We start from the raw sequence: 19,840 nt of genomic DNA, 5'->3' as shown, positions 1-19,840 counted from the left end.
TGGTCAGCGCCCGGTCGCGATCTGAAGCGAGTAGGCGATACATACCAGTCCGACGACCTGGGTCGTCCGGACGAGCAGGCGGATCACGTTCTGAAAGCGGATCGGGAGGACGCGGAACGCGATCAGCCCTTGGCCGGCGACCGCGAGCGTGTACGTCAGCCCGAAGAGGAGAATCATCCCGACCGAGAGCCAGTGCATCGATCGCTCGTCGTTCCGGCGGAGGCCGCGATACGCCTGATAGCCGATGTAGAGGCCGAGGACAGCCGAGAGTGTCGCGGCAGCACCCGCCAGCAGGCCGATCGGGGAGCCGAGTCCGGCGACAGACATCAGAGCTTCCCCCACAGCCGCGTCAGTTGGTCGGCGACGTCGTCGCTCTCGCGTTCGATCTCCCACGACAACTCGCCGTCGCGGATCGTGACCTCGAAACGGTCGAGCCGAGAGGCGTAGACCGTCTCGTGGTGGCCGTCCGATCGCGGTCGGGTCCGCTCGCCGACGAGGTCGGCCTCTGTCAGGCGGTCGAGTCGCCGATAGATCGACGAGGTCGAGAGTTCACAGCGCGCTGCGAGTTCGGTGGCCGAACGCGGCGTCTCGCTCGTCGCGACGAGGATCGACCGCACGTGCTCGTCGTCGAGCAGCGCGACGACGGTTGCGAGGTCCACGTCGGCCATCTCACCCTCACGTATCATCCGACTCCGGCATAGATTCTGGGTCTCATACTGGATCGTCTCTGCGGTTGGTAGTCGGTCGGCTGCGGAACGCGACGAACCGGCGCTCGGCGGCCCGACAGCGACGCTAGCCATCGGTCCCACCCCGAACGTCGCGGCCGAAGAGCACGTGGAACCCGACGCCGCCGGTCGAATAGACGAGGCTCACACCAGTGGCCTCCGGATCGTCGCTCAGATCGACGGTCGTCTCTGCACCGGCCGCGACCTCCCGGGTGCCGGTCCAGAGGTCGCGCGTTTCGATCTTCCCGGGCGCAGACGGGCGGTCGAGGTCGTAATAGAGCCTGTCGGCGGGAACCGATTCGCCGGCCTCGTGTCGGAACGTCACCGCGTCGGCCTCGGGATCGTAGGTCGCCCCCCACGTCACCTGCGGGAGGTCGTACTCGGGGGCGAGTTCGCGGCCGGAGCGAAGCGGGACCTGCGTCTCGACGGTCGCGACGCGGCCGTCGACCCGGACGTCGAACTCGTCGGCGCCGTCGACGAACCGGTAGTCGTCCTCGCGCAGCGCTGCTTCGAGCGCCGCGCTCGTCGGCGCCCGGCCGTCGGCGTAGTGATAGTGGACGACCTGATAGGCGGTGTCGTCGTCGAACCGAATCGCGTCGGCGAGCAGCACCGGGCGGTCTGTCGGATCGCGAACACCCGTGTTGACGCCCAGATAGGGGTTGCTGCCCGCGGCTGCCGTAAGTCGATCGAAGGCGGCGTTGGCTTCGTGATACCGCTGTCGCTCGCCCGCGCCGGCATCGACGAGCGCTTCCAGGTTCGGGGCGTCGTGCTGGTACGCGCTCGTCCACACGATGGCGTCGTCGCCGATCGCGACCCGGCGGGGGACGTCAGACCGGACGAACGTCGCGTATCCGCGGTAGTCGCCGTCGCGTTCGTAGCGGGTGTCGGCGACGGTTCGTGTGACCGCGGCGCGGTCGTAGGATGCCTCGACGACAGTTCCGAAATTCGAGGCGACGAGCCGATCGTAGTTCTCGAAGCCGATGCCAAAGTAATCCAGCGCCGCTCGGGCGTGGGCCTGGTATGAAACGAACTTTTCGGGGGCCTCCGGGCGGAGCGCGGTCGATCCAAGCGCAGCGAAGTGGTACGGATCGGCCGAGGAGTCGACGCTCGACGGCGCCGGCAACCACTTTCGGTATCCGGGGTCGCCTGCTGGCGGGACGCCGACGCGGCCGTAGCGCTGGTCGCCGCCGAGCGGCGGGAGACTGGACAGACAGCCAGCCGTCAGTGTCGAGAGCGACACCGCGAGTGCCGCGCCGCCGCCGGAGAGCAACTGCCGTCGCGTTCGATCGGTGGAGGGCCGAGAGTCGGGGGACATACTGCAGTCCGTCCGACGGTCGGCTCGTCCGTATAAACCCGACATCGACCGCGGAGGGGCGCAGGCCGTCGATGGATTTTTGTACAACTTTGCACTCAGCCACGGGATCGCACTTCCCGACTGGACACCGGCCGCACCGAAAGGAGGCGGGAATCTCGATTCTCTCTGCGGCTAGCCGTCATGCTTTTCTAACCACCGCGCTCACGGTGAAACAGTATGGATTCCGATTCGTATCGCGAGCGGCTCTACGACGTGTTCGCCGATCCGAATCGGGAGACAGAAGAGAAGATCACGCGCGCGCTCGAAATCGGATCCGATTACCTCGGCCTTCCTATCGGATTTCTCACTCGAATAGACCAGGGGATGCAAGAGATCGTCCAGGCGACAGGCGATCACCCGCTCATCCAGTCGGGCGAACAGTGCCCGCTTCGGGACGCCTACTGTAAGCGAACGATCGAACTCGAGAGCCCGTTTGCGACGCACGACGCGGCCGCGTCCTCTATCGACGAGCAAGCGATCCAGACGTTCGGGTTGGGCACGTACATCGGCGCCAAAGTCGTCGTGAACGACGAGATCTACGGCACGGTCTGTTTTGCCGACGACGACGAGCGCGAGGACCCGTTCTCGGAAGCCGAGGAGGTCTTTCAGGAGCTCTTGGCGAAACTCGTCAGTAGCGAACTGGAACGGGACGCCTACGAGCGCGAAATCGAGAAGCAAAACGAACGGTTGCGACGCGAGAAACGTCGGTTCGAGGGGATCGCCGAAACGAGCTTCGACATCCTGTTTCGGCTCGATCTCGACGCCAGATTCACCTACGTGTCCGCGGCCGTCGAGCGGATCTTGGGCTACGACCCCGACGAGTTGGTCGGCGAACCATTCGTCGCTTTCATGACGGAATCGTCGGCCGAGGAGGCGATGGCGGGCTACGTAGACGTCCTCGACGAACAGGGTGTCGCGCGGATGGAACTGGACTTCCTCGACCAGTCGGGGACTGTCGTCGTCATCGAGGTCAACGCGACGCCGGTGACGCGCGGAGGCGAGGTCGTCGGGATCCAGGGCGTCGGTCGGGACGTCACGGATCGGAAAGAGCGCGAGCAGGAACTACGCGTCAAAAACCGAGCGATGGAGGAGGCGCAGGTCGGTATCTCGATCGCGGACGTGCGCAAGCCGGACAACCCGCTCGTCTACGTGAACCGCGGGTTCGAGCGCGTGACGGGCTATTCGGCCGCGGAGGCGACCGGCCAAAACTGTCGGTTTCTCCAGGGCGAGGCGACGGACCCGGACGCGGTGAGTCGCCTCCGGTCGGCGATCGACGCGGGCGATCCGGTGACGGTGGAACTCATCAACTACCGGAAGGACGGGACCCCCTTCTGGAATCAGGTCCGCCTCGCGCCCGTCGAAGACGACGGGGGGACGCTCTCGCACTATCTCGGGTTCCAGAACGACGTCACAGAGCGCAAGCGAACCGAGGAACTGATCCAACTCCTCAATCGGGTGCTCCGGCACAATCTGCGCAACGACCTGAACGCGATCCTGGGATGGAACGGCGAGCGACAGCGTTCCATAGAGACCGGGACCGACGCCGCAGACCGAATCCGGCACATCGCACAGGAACTGGTCGAGTTGTCCGATCGCGCTCGCGAACTGGAACAGTACGCACGCGGCGACCGTGACCCCCAGCGGCTCGCCCCCGACGCGCTCGTCGCGGCGGTCCTCGAAGGTCACCGAGACGCCTTCGCCGGGGCGACGATCGAACGAACGATCCGAACGAGTACAGACATCTGTGCCGGCCCGGAGCTACGGCGGGCCGTCTCGGAACTCGTCGAGAACGCCATCAAGCACGACCCGTCGCCCACTCCGCGGGTGGCGATCGACGTCGTCGACGACGGCGACTGGATCGAACTCACGGTCAGGGACGACGGCCCCGGGATCGACGAGATGGAAGCGGGGGTCATCGCCTCTGGTAACGAAACCGCACTGCAACACGGCTCGGGGCTGGGGCTGTGGCTCGTCAACTGGATCGTCACGCGCTACGGCGGGTCGTTCCGGATCGGCGCCGACGACGACGGTGGCACGACGGCGACGATTCGACTGCCCGGCATCGACGCGGACGAATCGGTGGCGTCGGTCGCCCGCCGGCCGACCGTGCTCTTCCGGTAGACGGGGCGGTCACGACAGCGAACAGCAGACCGAACCGGGGACGCTACCAGAGTGGCGTCGGGGGCGGTTTTGATACTGCACCGATACGTCTGTGTACGTATGGCCCCCGACGCCGACCGCCCGGCCGAAGCGGACAGTAGCCCGTCCGTGCCGGCGTACGGCCCTATCGACGCCGTCCTCGGCTACGCGCTGTTCTACGTCGTCGTCGACCGCGTCACTCCGAGCGTCACTGCAGTCCTCGCAGATATCTTGTCCGTCGCACCGTCGATGGTCGGATTCGGGCTCGCAGCCGCGCTCTGGTTCGTGCTGGTGGTTACGGTGCTCGATCAGGCGCGGCGACAGTTGGCGGCGCTCGGCGTCGGGACAGCGGACGCAGTCCGTCACGAGACGGCACAGCGCGGCACGCTCTCGGAACCGCAAACGGAGCTCTATCTCGCAGCGCTGCTCGTCGGCGGGGTCGTCGCCGCCTGGACCTTCGATACCGCGATGACGACTATTCCCTCCCTCGTCCGGGTCGTTTCGACGGCCGATCCCGGTGGCTTCGTGATTCGTGAGTTCCTGGAGACGGTCGTCTTCTTCGTCGCGTTCGGAACCGCGACCCGGGCGCTCGATCGATTGCTCGTGGGCGCGATCCGACAGTGGCTCGCGGCGTGACCCCGCCCGCTGTGTGACCGCGTGATCGTCCCCTACTCGGCGTCGGCGACGCGAACGGGATCGTGGCTCTGGCCGAGGTGTGTGCGCAGGAACGCGGCCCCGTGATCGATCTTCGAGTCGGCGTCGACGTCGAGTTCGTTCTCGTAGACGATCCACTCGACGCCCGTGTCGCGAGCAGCGGCGAAGATCCGTTCCATATCGAGGACGCCCTCGCCGTGGGGCGCGTCTTCGAAGGCTCCGAATCGTCCGGTGGGTGCGACGTCTCGCAGATGTAGTAGTTCGAGTCGGTCACCGAACATCTGGAACGCGGAGACGGGATCGAACCCGGCGGCACGGATCTCGCCGACTTCGACCTCGAAGAAGAGGTCCGCAGCCTCCGTCTGTGTGATCAGATTCCAGAGGCCGGTGTTGGTGGCTTTCGGCTGGCGACCCGCGCGGAGTGCACGACTGGCCGCCATCGTCGCGGCGTTCTCGACGCCGGGAGGCAGCGGTGCTGCAGCCGCAATCGTCTCCACGACGTCCGGCAGCAGCGGCCAGAGGTAGTGTCGGACGTTGTGTATGCCCAGATCGATGCCGTGGTCGTCTAACTCCACCGAGGCGTCGTGGAGTCGCTGGGCGAGCGAGTGGACCGCGGTCCGCGTTCTGAGGTGGGCGAACGAGATGTGCGGCACGATCAGTCGGTCACAGCCGATCGTCGAGCAGCGATCGAGGAGGTCGTTGTCGCCTTCGAGGGCCGCTTCGACGAGCGGGAGTTCGGCGTGGACGCCGACGGGGACGGTCTCGGTCTCGCTGAGGGCGGCCGCGACCGCCTCCGGCGGTTCCTCCCGGAAGCGATGGGCGAATTCGACGCCCTCGTAGCCGGCCGCCGCGGCCCGGCGAACGATGTCCGGGAGCGAATCGTCGAGGTCCCGTACGCTGTAGAGTTGCAACGCTGGTCGAGGTATGTCGGTCACAGTCTCTGTAGTTCGCTGGCGCGTGTATTGTTATAGAACGCATATTTCCACACTAATCGGCCAATAGCCGCGGGTTATGCCGCGTTCTACCGGCAGGGGAGTCGGGGAGAGTGACGTTAGCTATCGGAACAGACTCGGTTCGGTCTCTGGACCCCGCGATCGATCCTGACAACGAGCACGCAGCCATCCGCGCTGCCGTTCGCTGCGATCATCAGGCCCTCACCATTTCCCGAACAGTATCAAGCCCGGTCGACGTCCATAGTGCCGGTTACCTCGTAGACGCCGAACAGTTCCGTCTCTGTGATCTGTGCGGTTATCTCGTCGCCCTCGCTGATGTCCTCGTCTTCGACGTCCGCAACGACAGTGACCGCCTCGATTGGGTCCCGCCTCACGAACGCCCATACGAGTTCCAACAGCGAGGGATGGCCACCGCGGCGACAGACCAGGACGCCACGCGATGCAGCCAGTTCCGCTAAGGCCGGTTCGAGATCGTGCTCGGCGAGTTCGTCTGGTGGAATGACACGCAGTACGTCGCCGTGAAACGTCTCTGACACAGCGGTAGTCTGTGGCGTAGCAGGAAGGTGGTGTCGGTCGATCTCCGAGTGTTGATGCTGTCTGCCGGACGTCCGTGACGTATTGCAGCACTCCAGAGCTGTCTCGGAAGTGCCGACCGTTGTGTCCAGTGGCCACGTGTCGCTCCGCCGCAGGCCCGACAGGAAGCGTGAGTGATCTCAGTAGTCCTGCACCTCAGCAGTATTGCGCCAGTTCCTCGTACGCACGTTCGGCGGCCCGATCGGGCTCGTCCGAGTACGTGTACAGTTCGGCGGTGACGAACCCGTCGTAGCCGACGTCGTCCAGCGCGTCGAAGACGGCACGGAAGTCGAGGTCGCCCTCGCCCGGGATCCGGTGGTAGTGCTTGCCCCGGCGGCCGCCGACGATGTCCTCTACGTGCACGCCGGTGATGTGGCCCGCGCTCCGGTGTATGGTCTCTGTGAGGTCCTCACCGTACACGGCCGCGTGTCCGACGTCGAGGTTGACGCCCAGCGATTCGCGGTCGACGTCGTCTATCAGGGCGAGCACCTCGTCGGTGCACTCAACGAGTAGTTCCGGTTCGAACTCGATGCCGACGTCGACGCCCCGCGGCTCCGCGTAGTCGAGGATCTCGTAGAGCGACGCGCGGAGCGTCTCGCGCGCGCGCTCCGGCGGGTTGCCTGCGAGCGGCCGGCCGGTCGCGAGACAGACCGCGGGCGACCCCACGGCCTCCGCGAGGTCGATTGCGCGGTGCGTGTACTCGATGCGCCACCGGCGGGCCGCTTCGTCGTCGGTGATGACGCTCGGCTCGAAGAACGCCGAGGGCGGCGCGTCGTCGTAGTAGCCCATCGCCGTGTTCGCGTTGACGTTCGCCACCGACAGGCCTGTCTCCGCAAGGGCGTCGCACAGCGCGCGCTCCTCGCGACCGTCGAACGTCGGGAAGTAGGCGTGAGGCTCGTCGCCGAGGATCTCGACGCCACCGTAGCCGTGGTCGGCGATGCGCCGAACCGCTTCCGGAAGTCCGTATTCGGAGTAGGCGTTCGTCGAGAAGGCCAACTCGACCATCACTGCCCCCCTCTGCGCCTGCCGGGGCGGCCGGCAGCGACGGTTCGTCGTCGGTGCGCCGTCGTCGCGTCGAATCCGGGTCGGTGAATCCTGTGTCTCTGGTGCATACGTGTCATCATCCTCGTTAGGAGACGGCGAACAGTTGCGACAGTCCGACTGCGGGACCGACGAACGCGATCGCGACCAGCGCCCATCCGGCGCCCGCGACGGCCGCGACGGCTGCATCGAGCGGCACGATCGCGAGCACGCACGTCCCGATGACCGGGCCGACCGTCTCCGGCGACGGGTCACGGTAGGCCCGTGCGAGCGCTCGCCCCGTCACGACGAGAAACCCCGTCGCGAGTAGGACGCCGACGCCGGCAGCGAGCGCGCGGGTGGCGAGACCGACGGTCGCGAGGAGCGTCACTGCGACCGTCCCGGCGACGCCGGCGGCGCCGCCAGCGACCACTACCGACCGCCGCGACGCCCCGGTCGTCTCCGTTGCGGCCACCAGCGTCACGCCCGCGACGTACGCGGCGAGCACGACTGGAATACCAAGCGCCCACAGCGGCAGTGACGCGACCGACGCGTCTGTTGCCGTCGTCCCGAACAGGACGTTCAGTCCGCGCGCCGCGCCCATCGCCAGGAAGCCCGCCGGTCCGCCCTTCAGCGCGCCGTCGTACGCGACCACCGCCGCTGCGACTGCGAGTGCCCCGATTCCGGCCGCAGTCCCGGCTGCAGCGACCGCGAGGAGCACCGCACAGAGCAGCAATGCGGCTCCGAAAACACCGGCCGCCGGCCGCAGCACCCGACCGGCAGGGATCGGTCGCTCCGGACGTTCCTCCGCGTCGACGGGGGCGTCGAAAAAGTCGTTGAGGGTCGTCCCAGCGGCGTACAGCAGTACCGAAGCGGCGGCCACGCCGGCGACGGCCGGGACCGTGGCCGTCCCGCCGGCGGCGACGGCAAGCGCGGCCCCGGCTATCACGTCCGGCGGCGCAGTGAAGAGGTTCGGGACGCGAACCAACTCGGCGTACGCGGCCACGGTGCGTCGCACCCGGTGTGTGCCGCGTCGAGAGTGAGCCATCGTCCGATCAGATCCACCCGTGCTCGTCGAGATACTCGTACGCCTCGCGCGCCGTCTCAGCCGCGGTCTCCTGATACGGGTATAGCTCGACGGTGACGAATCCGTCGTAGCCCGTCTCCTCGACAGCCTCGAGGAAGCCGTCGATGTCCATCGCGCCGTCGCCCAGTTGGGTGTGCTCGTGCGTGCGGTCGGCCGGAATGTCCTCGACGTGGTAGTGGGGCGTCTGATCGACGACCCGGCCGACGGCCTCGGCGGGATCCTCGCCGACGCAAAAGAGATGGCCCGCATCGAAGTTGCAGCCGACCGCTTCCGAGTCGACACGGTCTGCGATGTCGAGATACTGGTCGGTCGTCTCGATCAGCAGGTCCGGCTCGGGTTCGATCAGCACGTCGACGTCGAGGGGTTCGGCGATCTGCACGATCGACCGCATACTCTCTTTGAACGTCTCCATCGCCCACTCGGAGGACCGGTCTGCAGGGACGGGGCCGCCCGGCTGGATCGAAATCGAGTCGGCTCCGATGGCGTCCGCCAGACGAAGCGACTCGTGCGTGTAGTCGATGCGCTGCTGGCGGTACTGGGGGTCGGTCTCGACGTAGGAAGGGTGTTGAAAGCCCTCCGCAGTCATCATAAACGCGTTACAGTTGCTTATCTCGAGGCCCGTATCGTCGAGCACGTTCTCGACCGCGGCGACGTCCGCTCGGTCCGTCTCTGCGGGGTGGAGATGCGACGCGCCGAGCAGGAGTTCCACCCCGTCGTACCCGATGTCGGCCAGTATCTCGACGGTTTCGAGCGGATCGTACGCCTGGAACGCGTTGGCTGAGAATGCAAATTGCATCGGCTCTCAGGGCTCGTAATCGAAGTTGGGCGACTGGTCGAAGAACTCGTAGGGGTTCTCGAAGACGACCGTGCGGACCGCCTCGCGATCCCAGCCGCGGTCGAGCATCTTGTCGCGGGCCTTCGGCACCGCCAGCGGGTCCGAGGGGTCCCAGTCGGCCGCGCTGTTGAGTATCATCCTATCGGTGCCGTACTCCTCGAGCAGGTCGATGGCCGTCTCGTCCGCAATTTTGCCCGGATAGAGGGTGAATCCGATCCAGCAGTCGGTCTGCAGACTGGTGTCGATCGTGTGCTCGGTGTTGTGGTCGATGATGATCCGTTCCTCGGTGACGTCTTCGTCTCGGATCATCTCGACGAGCCGCTCGGTCCCCTCCGGCTTGTTCTCGTGGGGCGTGTGGACGATGACGGGGAGTTCGCGCTCCTCGGCCATCCGGAGCTGCTTGCGGAACGCGTACTCCTCGGCGTCGGTCCCCTGATCGAGCCCGATCTCGCCGACGCCGACCACGTTCTCGCGGTCGAGGAACTCGGGGAGCCGTTCCATCACCTCCTCGGCCATCTCGGGGTAGTTCGCCTCCTTTGGTTCGAGCCCGATGGTGACGTAGTGGTCCATCCCGGCGGCGCGCTCGGCGCGCTCGGTCTCGAAGTCGGTGATGTGCTCGAAGTAGTCGAAGAACGAGCCCGCGTGACGTTTGTCCGTCCCGCTCCAGAATGCCGGTTCGACGCAGCACTCGATTCCCGCCCGCCGGGCGCGGCGGTAATCTTCGCTTGACCGTGATACCATATGCATGTGGGGATCGATAACGCGCATCGGTTCAGCTATCAGGTAGTTCTCACTTCGTTATGAGTCACCTACTACCGGCTTCAAAAGCTAAAAAGCGCGGGTAAAAGGCCTGTTAAGTCCACTTAGACCCGTTCGACCGAGTACCACATCTCCAGCGGTACTCGCCCCGTTCAGGCGTGTCATAACAATGTCGCTAGTTCGACACGGAGTACCTACGCCAATGACAAGCACAGGTGTTTGGCTGATCGGCGCGCGCGGAAACGTCGCGACCACCGCGATAGCAGGCGCGCGCGCACTGGCCCGCGGCGAAACGGACACGACTGGCCTAGTGACGGCCCGGAAGCCGTACTCGCGGCTGGCGCTCCCCGACGTCGAAGAGTTCGTCTTCGGCGGCCACGACATCCGAGAGCAGAGCCTCTTGGAGTCGGCGCGAAACCTCTCGGAGAACGGCGTTCCGGCTCCGGAGACCGTCGACGCGGTGGCTGAGGACCTCCGCCACATCGACCGACGAATCGAGACGGGCACGGCGCTGAACTGCGGGGCGGCCGTCGACGACCTCGCCGACCGGGGCTCGCTTGACGACCGGCTCCCGGTGGGCGACGTCGTCGACCGCATCCGAGACGACTACCGGGCGTTCCGCCGGGCGCACGACCTCGATCGTGTGGTGGTGGTGAACGTCGCCTCGACCGAACCGCCGCTGGAGGATCCGAACCGCTACGACACGCTCGCTGCGTTCGAGCGGGCGATTTCCGAAAACGACCGCGACCTCCCCGCGAGCGCACTCTACGCGTACGCCGCGATCGTCGACGGACACCCCTACGTCAACTTCACGCCGAGCACTGGCTCGGCGCTCGGCGGCCTCCGGGAACTCGCCGACGATCGAAACGTTCCGCACACAGGGCGGGACGCCAAGACGGGCGAGACCCTCGTGAAGTCGGCACTCGCACCGATGTTCGGCGGGCGAAACCTCCACGTGCGGTCCTGGGAGGGCCACAACGTTCTCGGCAACGACGACGGTCAGGTCCTCGAAGACGAGGCCAACAAGGCCGGCAAACTGGCGAGCAAGGGCGGCGTGCTCGACTCCATCCTCCCCGATATCGAGCACAACCGGGTCCGAATCGACTACACACCGTCGCTGGGGGACTGGAAGACCGCCTGGGACTACGTCCACTTCGAGGGCTTCCTGAACACCGAAATGAAGATGCAGTTCACCTGGGAAGGCTCAGACTCGGCACTTGCCGCCCCGCTCGTGCTCGACCTCGTTCGCTTGCTCGCCCACGCCGACGAGCGCGGCGAGGGCGGCCTCCAGCGACATCTCGCGTCGTTCTTCAAGGCCCCACTCGGCGTCGACGAACACGACCTCTCGCGACAGTTCGCGCTGCTCGATGCGTACGTCGACCGCCACTCGATGGAGGCGGCTGTCGAATGACCGTCTCCGACGGGCCGGCCGCGGACCGGCGCGTCGTCGTCCTCGACGTCGTCGGACTCCAGTCCGACCACCTCGGTGGTGGCCACGCGCCGAATCTGACCGGGTTGCTCGACGAGGAGCACACGGCCGACCTCCAGCCTCCGTTTCCCGCAGTCACGGTCCCGGCCCAGACGACGCTCGCGACCGGACGCTCGCCGGCGGCCCACGGCGACGTGGCGAACGGCGAGTACGACCGCGACGCGGACGCGGTGGCCTTCTGGGAACGCGACCGAGGTGACCGCACTCGGATTTGGGAAGCCGCCGCCGACGCCGGTCTCACCACCGGCGCGCTGTTCTTCCAGCACCTCGTCGGGACGAACGCCGACGTGTCGGTAACGCCGTCGCCGATCGAAGACGAGGACAACAACATACTCGAGATGAACTGCTGGACCAATCCCGACGGGTTGTACGACGATCTGGAGGCCGAGTACGGCCACTTCCCGCTCCACAACTACTGGGGGCCGGCCGCGAACGAGCGAAGCAGCGAGTGGATCCTGACCGCCGCGCGCGAGGCGATCGAACGGTTCGACCCCGACCTACTCTGGGTGTACGTCCCGCACCTCGACTACGACGCGCAACGGCACGGCCCCGACGCGCCCGAGACCGACGCGGCGCTCGAAACTGTCGACGAACTCCTCGGGTCGTTTCTGTCGTTCCTCCGTGCGGACGAGCGCTGGCAGGAGACGGTCGTGAACGTCGTCAGCGAGTACGGGTTCCACTCGGTCGATACGCCGGTATTCCCCAACCGCGCGCTTCGGCAAGCGGGACTGCTTTCGGTGACCGACGACGGCCACGGCGGCGAGGAGGTCGATCTCTCACGCTCGGCAGCCTTCGCGATGGTCGACCACCAAGTCGCGCACGTGTACGCCGACGCTGACGCAATCGTCGACGCCCGCGAGACGCTCGAAGCGCTCGACGGCGTGGCGGCGGTGTTAGACGACGACCGGCTGGCGGCGCGCGGTATCGACCACCCGAACGCGGGCGACCTCGTGTTAGTCGCCGAACCGGACGCCTGGTTCCAGTACTACTGGTGGGACACTCACGAGGTGGCTCCGTCGTACGCCACGGATATGGACATCCACGCCAAGCCCGGCTTCGACCCCTGCGAGCTCTTCGTCGGCGATGCTGGGCTGGCCTCGCTCGACCCGACACAGATCGGTGGCTCACACGGCCGCGTCGACGAGGGGACGCGAGGAGTGTACGGGCTCGGCGGCCCTGCCGCTCCGGAGGCGTTGTCACCCGACGGACCGGTCGACGCGCGGGCCGTGGCGCCGACGATCGCGACGCTTCTCGGGGTCGAAGACCGGCTGGAGATGGACTTCGAGGCGGCCTCGCTGCTGTCTGGCGTGCGGTCGACTTCGGACTGACGCGTAGCGAGCGGAAGCCCGGGAGGATGTCGAAGCGCCCCGTCCTGCACTTTCTGTGGGGGGAATGTGGCCCGGATCGCGGTTTCCCGGGGCCCAGGCATCACCTCGTCAGCACCGACGCTGAAAGACCGGTGTGTTCCTACGGAAGCAACACGGTGTCGATTGCGTGAATGACGCCGTTCGATGCCTCGATGTCGGTGGCGACGATGTTTTCGAGCAGTTCGGCTTCGACGTCGATTCGGGCACCGTTCAGCGTAGGGATTCTCGGGGCGTTGACAACTGAGTTGGCATACCGACGCCCAGGCGTGACGTGATACGTGAGCACGCGTACGAGCTCCTCGTCGTCGACGTCGCCGACATCGCCAGGACCGATCCCTAACACCGTCTCGAATGCGTCGTCGACAGGCGCAAATACCGATAGCTGGCGGCGCCCGCTGAGTGCGTCGTCGAGGCCGGCCTCGACGACCGCCGCAATCAGGGTGTCGAACTGCCCGGCGTATGGGCCACTGGTATTGAGTTCGATCGCCGTTTTCACGATGTTCTTCTCCGCGCTCGCCCCTTGGCGTAGGCCGCGGCGTGCACTGGCGGTCCCGACGCCGCCGAGTAGCACTGCACTCGCGCCGCCGATCATTTTCACCGCCGTCCTTCGATTGGTATCGTACCTCACGGCGGGGATATAGGAAGACACCTGAAGAGATAAGCATTATCTCCCTACCACCTACGTCTGGCATTTGCATAGCCCATACCGAGTGTGTCATAGTCAACTCCGAGTTCGATACGTGAGGACACCCGTCGAGGAAGAACTCCGTCGACGTGCGGTACCTCACGGCGTAGGTTCAGTCTCCTCGCTACACGATTCCTATGGCCAGAACTGATAGGGCGATCCGAGCCTACCGGCCGCTATGAGTATCTTGCAACTGTCCACCCCACTCTCGGTCCCGCTGCTATTCCTGATCGGCATTGCCGCCGGCGGTGTCGCCACACTTGCGATGGACGTCGTTATGGCACGCTTGGACGAGGGCAAGACGCCACCGGAGATCGCCAGCGGGGTCCTAACGGACTCACACCCCGACCGTGCACCGGACCGGCTCGCGTCGGCCGTACACTACATTGCCGGAACGCTCACGGGCCCGCTTTTCGTCTGGCTGTATCTCGCTGCGGCCGGAATCTTCGGTGGAGGCGTGGTGGCGGTCGTCGTCGCCGCTGCCGTCTGCTATCCGTTGATGATCGGTTTCTTCGCGCTAGTGGTTCTCCCGCGGTCTCGAGGCCTATCCCGCCAGCGGCTGTCCGCGATCCGGCGCGCGTGGAGCATCGAAGCGGCAGTGTATCTGATCGTCCTTGCACCTGTGGTCGGCGCAGCGGCGATCGCCCTCTGAAAAGCGATGCTGAACGATTCGAAAGCGGAGTTAGAGACGCATCTCCCGGGGGCCGCTGAGCGCTGCTGAATCGCCTGTCAGAACGAGTCTACAGATTGACCACCGAGCCTGCTGTCAGAGACGGTAGGTGGGCAGTGCGTTTTGATAGGGATTATCGTAAGTTCTCATAGATTTCTCGCCGGACGGTACGGCGAGAATCTCCGAACAGTTACGATAATCCCTATGAGACGTTGATCAATCTGATTCGTCACTGTCATCCACCAGAGACGATACGACGAGTCGCTTGGTTCCACGGCGAAGAAGACCGCTGGCGGCGGGTTGTGAGATGTCCAGATCAGCGGCGACCTCGCTGAGAGTTGCGTTCCGTGGTTCCTCGAAATACCCTGTTTCCAATGCAACGAGCAGTGCTTCCCGTTGGCTATCGGTCAACCCCGCGTCCTTGGTACCCAAACTGTCGTATTCGTTCACGCGCAGTAAGTCGATATCGATGTCGTGCTGTTGTGCATAGTTCCAGAGATGGGTCAGGTTCGTTCGTTCGGGCACCCATATCGTGAATATCCAGGCCCGTCCCTCGTTCTCCATTTCGAGTGTGACACCATTCGCGGTCGAAATAACTGACGAGAGGATTTTCGCTTCGTCCGTGTACTCGAAGCTATAGATGGCTTCACTGTCTCTGGTTTCGATGACGCGCTCGAATTCGCCGACGGTGTTATCTCTCCGCAATCCTTCCTCAAATCGCGAGAAGTCCGAGGACTCGATACGATAGAAGAACTTTCCCGATGTGGGGTCAGTGCCCGCCTCAGACACTGATTTGACTTTCGCGCTTCGGTCGTGGTTGACTGTCTCTGTGAGCACTATGTCTGGGTGCTGGACTCTGACGACCGCTTTAATGTCGGTCATTGTTCTGTAGGTGCGTAGTTGTCGTATGTGGGGGTTCCGCAATCAACGAATTGCCCGCTTTGAGACGCGTGACGAAGACGTGCCCTGCAATGTTTGTTATCGGGTCGTATCGGTGGGCCTGTGGTGTGTTAAGTGAGTCGGTTAGTTAAGACGGGCTGATACGATACATACTGTCTCGAGTGCTTACGCCTCGTACACGGTAGTCAGAATACGAGTTCCGTTCAGAACTCGACCCAATCTACTGGACCGGGTGTCTCACCGCATTCGTTCGCAGCTACGCCGGCGTTTCGACGCCGTGGCTGAACAGCTTCGCCCAGATGCGCTCGATCCGGCCGGCGACGGACGTCGAGGGGGACCCGGCGGGGAGATAGAAGTTCGGTTCGGTCTCGCTGCCTCGTTCGTCGGTAGGGGTTCTCTGCGTCATACACCTGAATAGGAGGCCCGTAACCGCATTGTTCTGTAGCTTAACGGTATAACCGATTTATATCGGGGGCAGAAGATTTGTGTCCTGACAGGTGGCCGACGAATCGGCTGCTGTGGGCATACGAAGGGATGACGCACGCTAGGATAACCGGTAAACTCGACGGGCAGCAGATTGCGTCATAGAAAACAACTATGGGACCGCTGAGAGTCGAACTCAGGTCCTACCGACCCCATCGGCAGAGGATACCACTACCCCACGGTCCCAGGGTGCATTCGTTCAGAGACTGCTATCACCGTTAAGTCCTTCGTTTCCTCGCGCCGGAAGACAGTCGCTCACACGTGACGGTCGCGCGCTATCGAAGACCCGACAGCTGCTCCGGGTTCTTAAACGAGTACCCGTTCGAGCGAGACGACCTCGCCCGCCTCCGCGTCGGGATCGCCGACGAGTCGTCCGAGACACACCGCTGCGTCGTCGGGGGTGACGCACGCCACGAGCGACCCGTTGGTCGCAGCCGCTGTGGCGTCGTCGACGTCGACGATTCCGGGGGCATAGACCGGTGCGCCCTCGGCGATCTGTTCGGCGGCCGAGAACGCAACGGTGAGTCGCGGGAGGTGCGTCAGCGCTCGTTCGGCCGGGCTGACGACGTCGCGGAGCGGTTCCTCGTCTCCTTCCTCTGCGAAGACGAGCCCGTCCGTCAGGTCGGCCGTCGAAACGAGATCGCTGTCGTCGAAGGGGTCGGTTCCAGTCCGCCGGAGATGACCCATATGCGCGCCGGTCCCCGCCGCCAGCCCGAGGTCGTGACAGAGCTTTCGAACGTACGTCCCACTCTCACAACGGATCCGGATCAGGGCTTGCCTGTCTTTCACTTCGAGCAGTTCGAGGTCGTAGATCTCCCGAGAGCGGAGGCGACGCGCGACGGCGCTCTTGCGCGGGGGCTTCTGATAGATCTCGCCCTCGAACTCTGCGAGTACGGCGTGGAGATCCGCGGGTGCCGGGCCGTGGAGTTCCAAGACTGCGACGTACTCTTTGGCGCCTTCTAGAAACACCTGTGCCAGCCGCGTCGCGTCGCCGAGCAGGATGGGGAGACAGCCCGTCACCTTCGGGTCGAGCGTCCCGGCGTGTGCGGCGCGGTCGACGCCCGTCAGGTCGCGGGCCCACGCGGACACCTGATGCGCCGACGGGCCGGGTGGCTTGTCGAGATTTACGACGCCAAACGACAGCAGTTCGTCGACGGAGCGTTCGTCAGGGGGTCCGCGGAGTGATGTCATTGTCGACGGGTCGGATTAGAAGTCGTAGCTGACGCCCTCGACGGGGTACTTTCCTTCGTCTGCGGCCGGATCGTACGCCTCGACTGCCGCCGTCAGGATGTCGGGGACGTCCTCCTCGCTCCAGCGGGCCGTGTTCAGCGCGACGTCGTAGATGGAGAGATCGGAGATGTCGATGCTGTAGTACTCCTGGTACCGGAGCGCCTCGCTTTCCTCGCGTTCGCGGGTCTCTGCGAGTGCAGTCTCTGCGGACTTGGCTTCGCGCTCGGCGATCCGTGCGGCCCGGACTTCGATCGGCGCGTCGAGCCACAGCCGGAGGTCGGCGGCGTCGCCCGCGAGCCAGCCGGCGAGCCGCGATTCCAGCAGGACGTCGTCGCGTTCGAGTGCGACGGTTCGCAGCCGGCGGTCGAGGTCGCGGTCGATCTGATCGTCGTCCTCGGCGAGCCGATTGAACTCCACGGCGGTCATCCCGCGCTCGGCTGCGAGTTCGCGGAAGATGTCGCCGCCGCTCACGTGCTCGAGGTCGAACGCCTCCGCGAGAGCCGTGACGGTAGTACTCTTGCCGGCCCCCGGGGGGCCAGAGACGGTCAACAACATACTCTTGCTGGGGGAAGGCGGGTAAAAGAGGTTGTCTTTACGGCCGACGCCGTGCGAAGGCAGACGTGTCGTGTCCGCTCAGGAGGTCGTCGGCGAGATGTCGATGTTCAGGCTCTTGCGGATGATCTGGGTGAAGCCCATCGAGCAGAGGAAGTACCAGACAATCCACGCCTGGATCGGACCGATCACGGACTCGGTCCACGCGACCTGTCCGCGGAGCGGGAGCACCAGCGGGTCGAGCGGGACGTGCGCGGTCGCGTTCTGGCCCACGCCGATCGCCCAGTACATCCAGAGGAACACTGGGATCGTGAGGAACATAATCCACACCATCGGCCGGAACTGCTCTTTGAACATCCCGAGCTGATCGCCCATCGCGTCCATCTGCTCTTCCTGGATTGCGTCGAGGGCGGCGTCGTCGCCGGCTTCCTTCGCTTCCTTCCGGCGTTCCTGGATGTCTTTCATCCGCTCTTGGTAGGCGGACATCTTGTCCATATCCATCAGATTCGCCTGCAGCAGCGTCGAGTACAGCCCCGTCGCCAGCGCGAGGATCATCACGACGGCGTAGAAGGGAAGCATCTCTCCGAGCGGTCCGAGCGCGACGTCCATCGTCGTGCCGATGACGTCCCGGAGGGGCTTCCAGGAGTAGCCGACGAAGAGCCCGAGCGTGACGACGGCCGCACCCTTGTCGTAGGTCGACCACGACGACTCGTCGTCGGAGTCCGACGTCGACGCGCTACTGGGGGACCCGCTGGTGGCCGTGCTCGAAGCGGGTTCCAGACCCTCCCGAGTCGCTTCGACGTCGGCCAGTCGGAACCCCTCCTCGCCTTCGACGAGGATCTCCTTCTCGATGAGGCGGCCCCACTGGCCGGACGTGAGGTCGCCCTTCACGTCGAGCCACCGGACCTCGCCGTCGTCGGCCTGATCGAGGACCGTCTCGACGGCCTCGCGCATCCCGTCGTCCTTGGAGACGAGGGTGCGAACCTTCGATTCGATTCGTGGCATCTACCCGCAGATAACCCCCCATCGGTTATGAAGCTTTTACTCTCTGCGTGTCAGCACGCGTCACTCGGCGGGTCAGCCCACGCCTGATCGCCAAGAAATAACTGGAACCGCCGTGGCGGCCGCTCGCTTCTGGCGGTCGTTACTCGTCGACGACGCCGACGATCGAGTCGAAGACCTCGTCCGGCGTGCCCTCGCCGTCGACTTCGACGAGGACGCCCTCGTCGCGGTAGTGCTCGACGACGGGGGCCGTGTTCTCCTCGTAGACGCGGAGGCGCTCGCGGACCGTCTCCTCGGTGTCGTCGTCGCGCTGTTCGAGCTCGGCGCCACACTCGTCGCAGACGCCCGATTCCTCCGGCGGTTCGAACTCGACGTGGTAGCTCGCGCCGCACTCCGGGCAGACGCGGCGACCGGTCAGCCGGTCGACCAGTTCCTCGGTGTCGACCGAGAGGTAGACGACGGCGTCGAGGTCGGTCATCCCCGAGAGGACCTCGGCCTGTTCGAGGTTCCGCGGGTAGCCGTCGAGGACGTAGCCGTCAGCGCTCGTGAGCGCTTCCTCGACGATGGCGTTGACGACCTCGTCGGGGACGAGTTCGCCGGCGTCCATATACGCGCCCGGCGTGTCGTACTCCGTGTCCATATCGCTGATGTCCATCTGCTTGTTGGAACGGAGCGCGTCGCCGGTCGTCACGTGTTCGAGGTCGAACTCGGCGGCGAGACGTTTCGACTGCGTTCCCTTTCCGGCGCCCGGCGGGCCCAGAAGCAGGATGTGCTTGCCCATATCGCACCAGTCTGCGTCCGCCCGTATAACGTTGAAGAAACGCGTCTGTCGACCGTGTACAATACCGAGATGTATGTTAACGTCCGACATCAATGCTTCGAGCAGTCTTTTCAGGACCGCCCGAGAGGAATCCGTATGAGCAGATTCGACGCCGACGACCCGACGGAGCGACGCAAACTGTTCGCCGACGCCATCGCCGCCCACCGCGAGCGGGCGAGCGCCTTCCTGACCCTCGAAGCCGACCACGACGCCGACGTCGACGGGGAGGACTCCCCGGCTCCGTGGGTCCAGTTCGCCGAGAGCACGTTCAATCTCGACGTCGACGACGCAGAGTTGGAGCGGCTGAACGACCTCGTCGACGATTTTCCCGAGTTCCGAATCGAGCAGTTGGAGTCCCCAGAAGAAGCCGAGGGGACGAACGTTCGAATCACCGCGCGCTCGGACGCCAATCGGCTGGCGGCGTTCGCCGATCGGGTGTTCGTGGACGTGTACGACCGTGCCGAGGGCTACCGCGCGTGGGTGACCGCGATTTGAACAGTTGTGCGACCCGAAGTGGGAACCACTATACCCGATGGCGCCATA

At 65.1% G+C, this 19,840-nt stretch carries 22 protein-coding genes and 1 tRNA gene; 6 read left to right on the top strand and 17 right to left on the bottom strand.

Going from position 1 to position 19,840, the window contains the following annotated elements; translation table 11 throughout:
* Nucleotides 1-3: 3 nt before the first annotated feature.
* From D3D02_RS07490 to D3D02_RS07480, 3 genes are all read right to left on the bottom strand, one after another.
* On the bottom strand, nt 4-327 hold the full coding sequence (locus D3D02_RS07490; RefSeq protein ID WP_121569357.1) for a hypothetical protein: 324 nt from the start codon (nt 325-327) through the stop codon (nt 4-6).
* On the bottom strand, nt 327-668 hold the full coding sequence (locus D3D02_RS07485; RefSeq protein WP_121569356.1) for a winged helix-turn-helix domain-containing protein: 342 nt from the start codon (nt 666-668) through the stop codon (nt 327-329). Before D3D02_RS07485 ends, D3D02_RS07490 begins: the two co-directional genes overlap by 1 nt.
* Before the next feature lie 124 nt (nt 669-792).
* The gene (locus D3D02_RS07480) at nt 793-2,040 is read right to left on the bottom strand and encodes a hypothetical protein (RefSeq protein WP_121569355.1); all 1,248 of its coding nucleotides are present in this window, start codon (nt 2,038-2,040) and stop codon (nt 793-795) included.
* Nucleotides 2,041-2,256: 216 nt separating this feature from the next.
* On the opposite strand from D3D02_RS07480, the gene D3D02_RS07475 reads away from it, so the two are divergent.
* Both D3D02_RS07475 and D3D02_RS07470 read left to right on the top strand, forming a co-directional pair.
* Nucleotides 2,257-4,200, top strand: a complete 1,944-nt coding sequence (locus D3D02_RS07475) for a PAS domain S-box protein (RefSeq protein WP_121569354.1) — start codon at nt 2,257-2,259, stop codon at nt 4,198-4,200.
* A gap of 99 nt (nt 4,201-4,299) precedes the next feature.
* Nucleotides 4,300-4,854: a hypothetical protein gene (locus D3D02_RS07470; RefSeq protein ID WP_121569353.1), complete on the top strand. Its 555-nt coding sequence runs from the start codon at nt 4,300-4,302 to the stop codon at nt 4,852-4,854.
* Nucleotides 4,855-4,886: 32 nt separating this feature from the next.
* Here D3D02_RS07470 and D3D02_RS07465 read toward each other — a convergent pair whose 3' ends face one another.
* From D3D02_RS07465 to D3D02_RS07440, 6 genes are all read right to left on the bottom strand, one after another.
* Entirely contained in the window at nt 4,887-5,783 is an 897-nt protein-coding gene (locus D3D02_RS07465; protein ID WP_158599328.1) for a sugar phosphate isomerase/epimerase, read from the bottom strand.
* 263 nt (nt 5,784-6,046) lie between these two features.
* Nucleotides 6,047-6,361, bottom strand: a complete 315-nt coding sequence (locus D3D02_RS07460; RefSeq protein WP_121569351.1) for a hypothetical protein — start codon at nt 6,359-6,361, stop codon at nt 6,047-6,049.
* 193 nt (nt 6,362-6,554) lie between these two features.
* Nucleotides 6,555-7,403, bottom strand: coding sequence for a sugar phosphate isomerase/epimerase (locus D3D02_RS07455; protein WP_121569350.1), 849 nt, complete (start codon nt 7,401-7,403; stop codon nt 6,555-6,557).
* Between the two features lie 124 nt (nt 7,404-7,527).
* Nucleotides 7,528-8,466 carry a UbiA family prenyltransferase gene (locus tag D3D02_RS07450; protein WP_121569349.1) on the bottom strand — a complete coding sequence of 313 codons (939 nt, stop codon included), beginning with the start codon at nt 8,464-8,466 and terminating at the stop codon, nt 7,528-7,530.
* A 7-nt stretch (nt 8,467-8,473) separates the two neighbouring features.
* A complete protein-coding gene (locus D3D02_RS07445) occupies nt 8,474-9,301 on the bottom strand; it encodes a sugar phosphate isomerase/epimerase (protein ID WP_121569348.1) in 828 nt (275 codons plus the stop codon).
* 6 nt (nt 9,302-9,307) lie between these two features.
* A complete protein-coding gene (locus D3D02_RS07440) occupies nt 9,308-10,108 on the bottom strand; it encodes a TatD family hydrolase (RefSeq protein ID WP_121569347.1) in 801 nt (266 codons plus the stop codon).
* A gap of 160 nt (nt 10,109-10,268) precedes the next feature.
* On the opposite strand from D3D02_RS07440, the gene D3D02_RS07435 reads away from it, so the two are divergent.
* Nucleotides 10,269-11,510 carry an inositol-3-phosphate synthase gene (locus tag D3D02_RS07435; protein ID WP_121569346.1) on the top strand — a complete coding sequence of 414 codons (1,242 nt, stop codon included), beginning with the start codon at nt 10,269-10,271 and terminating at the stop codon, nt 11,508-11,510.
* Nucleotides 11,507-12,916, top strand: coding sequence for an alkaline phosphatase family protein (locus D3D02_RS07430; protein WP_121569345.1), 1,410 nt, complete (start codon nt 11,507-11,509; stop codon nt 12,914-12,916). The genes D3D02_RS07435 and D3D02_RS07430 overlap by 4 nt, the downstream gene beginning before the upstream one ends.
* A 139-nt stretch (nt 12,917-13,055) precedes the next feature.
* Here D3D02_RS07430 and D3D02_RS07425 read toward each other — a convergent pair whose 3' ends face one another.
* Nucleotides 13,056-13,547 (bottom strand): fasciclin domain-containing protein, encoded by a 492-nt coding sequence (locus D3D02_RS07425; RefSeq protein ID WP_121569344.1) that lies wholly within the window; start codon nt 13,545-13,547, stop codon nt 13,056-13,058.
* 271 nt (nt 13,548-13,818) lie between these two features.
* On the opposite strand from D3D02_RS07425, the gene D3D02_RS07420 reads away from it, so the two are divergent.
* On the top strand, nt 13,819-14,292 hold the full coding sequence (locus tag D3D02_RS07420; RefSeq protein WP_121569343.1) for a hypothetical protein: 474 nt from the start codon (nt 13,819-13,821) through the stop codon (nt 14,290-14,292).
* Nucleotides 14,293-14,526: 234 nt separating this feature from the next.
* Here D3D02_RS07420 and D3D02_RS07415 read toward each other — a convergent pair whose 3' ends face one another.
* The 7 genes from D3D02_RS07415 to D3D02_RS07390 form a co-directional block, all read right to left on the bottom strand.
* Nucleotides 14,527-15,192 (bottom strand): helix-turn-helix domain-containing protein, encoded by a 666-nt coding sequence (locus tag D3D02_RS07415; protein ID WP_121569342.1) that lies wholly within the window; start codon nt 15,190-15,192, stop codon nt 14,527-14,529.
* Nucleotides 15,193-15,466: 274 nt separating this feature from the next.
* The gene (locus tag D3D02_RS20610; RefSeq protein ID WP_158599327.1) at nt 15,467-15,616 is read right to left on the bottom strand and encodes a hypothetical protein; all 150 of its coding nucleotides are present in this window, start codon (nt 15,614-15,616) and stop codon (nt 15,467-15,469) included.
* Nucleotides 15,617-15,808: 192 nt separating this feature from the next.
* A tRNA-Pro gene (locus tag D3D02_RS07410) sits at nt 15,809-15,879 on the bottom strand.
* A gap of 120 nt (nt 15,880-15,999) precedes the next feature.
* The gene (locus D3D02_RS07405) at nt 16,000-16,884 is read right to left on the bottom strand and encodes an RNA-guided pseudouridylation complex pseudouridine synthase subunit Cbf5 (RefSeq protein ID WP_121569341.1); all 885 of its coding nucleotides are present in this window, start codon (nt 16,882-16,884) and stop codon (nt 16,000-16,002) included.
* Nucleotides 16,885-16,899: 15 nt separating this feature from the next.
* Nucleotides 16,900-17,478, bottom strand: a complete 579-nt coding sequence (cmk, locus tag D3D02_RS07400) for a (d)CMP kinase (protein ID WP_121569340.1) — start codon at nt 17,476-17,478, stop codon at nt 16,900-16,902.
* A gap of 78 nt (nt 17,479-17,556) precedes the next feature.
* Nucleotides 17,557-18,480 carry a DUF106 domain-containing protein gene (locus D3D02_RS07395; RefSeq protein WP_121569339.1) on the bottom strand — a complete coding sequence of 308 codons (924 nt, stop codon included), beginning with the start codon at nt 18,478-18,480 and terminating at the stop codon, nt 17,557-17,559.
* Nucleotides 18,481-18,619: 139 nt separating this feature from the next.
* The gene (locus D3D02_RS07390) at nt 18,620-19,258 is read right to left on the bottom strand and encodes an adenylate kinase (RefSeq protein ID WP_121569338.1); all 639 of its coding nucleotides are present in this window, start codon (nt 19,256-19,258) and stop codon (nt 18,620-18,622) included.
* 135 nt (nt 19,259-19,393) lie between these two features.
* Here D3D02_RS07390 and D3D02_RS07385 point away from each other — a divergent pair, with 135 nt between their 5' ends.
* Nucleotides 19,394-19,792 carry a hypothetical protein gene (locus D3D02_RS07385; RefSeq protein ID WP_121569337.1) on the top strand — a complete coding sequence of 133 codons (399 nt, stop codon included), beginning with the start codon at nt 19,394-19,396 and terminating at the stop codon, nt 19,790-19,792.
* The last annotated feature ends 48 nt before the right edge of the window (nt 19,793-19,840 follow it).

Source organism: Halobellus sp. Atlit-38R (genome assembly GCF_003665925.1).
Taxonomy (GTDB): Archaea; Halobacteriota; Halobacteria; order Halobacteriales; family Haloferacaceae; genus Haloquadratum; species Haloquadratum inordinatus.
Note: the sequence above shows the minus strand (reverse complement) of the source record. Positions and strands in the feature narration are given on the sequence as shown.

Bases quoted from the DNA above. Each gene is read 5' to 3' on its own strand.
- D3D02_RS07490 (WP_121569357.1), bottom strand. From the start codon at position 327: ATGTCTGTCGCCGGACTCGGCTCCCCGATCGGCCTGCTGGCGGGTGCT.
- D3D02_RS07485 (WP_121569356.1), bottom strand. From the start codon at position 668: ATGGCCGACGTGGACCTCGCAACCGTCGTCGCGCTGCTCGACGACGAG.
- D3D02_RS07480 (WP_121569355.1), bottom strand. From the start codon at position 2,040: ATGTCCCCCGACTCTCGGCCCTCCACCGATCGAACGCGACGGCAGTTG.
- D3D02_RS07475 (WP_121569354.1), top strand. From the start codon at position 2,257: ATGGATTCCGATTCGTATCGCGAGCGGCTCTACGACGTGTTCGCCGAT.
- D3D02_RS07470 (WP_121569353.1), top strand. From the start codon at position 4,300: ATGGCCCCCGACGCCGACCGCCCGGCCGAAGCGGACAGTAGCCCGTCC.
- D3D02_RS07455 (WP_121569350.1), bottom strand. From the start codon at position 7,403: ATGGTCGAGTTGGCCTTCTCGACGAACGCCTACTCCGAATACGGACTT.
- D3D02_RS07450 (WP_121569349.1), bottom strand. From the start codon at position 8,466: ATGGCTCACTCTCGACGCGGCACACACCGGGTGCGACGCACCGTGGCC.
- D3D02_RS07445 (WP_121569348.1), bottom strand. From the start codon at position 9,301: ATGCAATTTGCATTCTCAGCCAACGCGTTCCAGGCGTACGATCCGCTC.
- D3D02_RS07440 (WP_121569347.1), bottom strand. From the start codon at position 10,108: ATGCGCGTTATCGATCCCCACATGCATATGGTATCACGGTCAAGCGAA.
- D3D02_RS07435 (WP_121569346.1), top strand. From the start codon at position 10,269: ATGTCGCTAGTTCGACACGGAGTACCTACGCCAATGACAAGCACAGGT.
- D3D02_RS07430 (WP_121569345.1), top strand. From the start codon at position 11,507: ATGACCGTCTCCGACGGGCCGGCCGCGGACCGGCGCGTCGTCGTCCTC.
- D3D02_RS07425 (WP_121569344.1), bottom strand. From the start codon at position 13,547: ATGATCGGCGGCGCGAGTGCAGTGCTACTCGGCGGCGTCGGGACCGCC.
- D3D02_RS07420 (WP_121569343.1), top strand. From the start codon at position 13,819: ATGAGTATCTTGCAACTGTCCACCCCACTCTCGGTCCCGCTGCTATTC.
- D3D02_RS07415 (WP_121569342.1), bottom strand. From the start codon at position 15,192: ATGACCGACATTAAAGCGGTCGTCAGAGTCCAGCACCCAGACATAGTG.
- D3D02_RS20610 (WP_158599327.1), bottom strand. From the start codon at position 15,616: ATGACGCAGAGAACCCCTACCGACGAACGAGGCAGCGAGACCGAACCG.
- D3D02_RS07405 (WP_121569341.1), bottom strand. From the start codon at position 16,884: ATGACATCACTCCGCGGACCCCCTGACGAACGCTCCGTCGACGAACTG.
- cmk (WP_121569340.1), bottom strand. From the start codon at position 17,478: ATGTTGTTGACCGTCTCTGGCCCCCCGGGGGCCGGCAAGAGTACTACC.
- D3D02_RS07395 (WP_121569339.1), bottom strand. From the start codon at position 18,480: ATGCCACGAATCGAATCGAAGGTTCGCACCCTCGTCTCCAAGGACGAC.
- D3D02_RS07390 (WP_121569338.1), bottom strand. From the start codon at position 19,258: ATGGGCAAGCACATCCTGCTTCTGGGCCCGCCGGGCGCCGGAAAGGGA.
- D3D02_RS07385 (WP_121569337.1), top strand. From the start codon at position 19,394: ATGAGCAGATTCGACGCCGACGACCCGACGGAGCGACGCAAACTGTTC.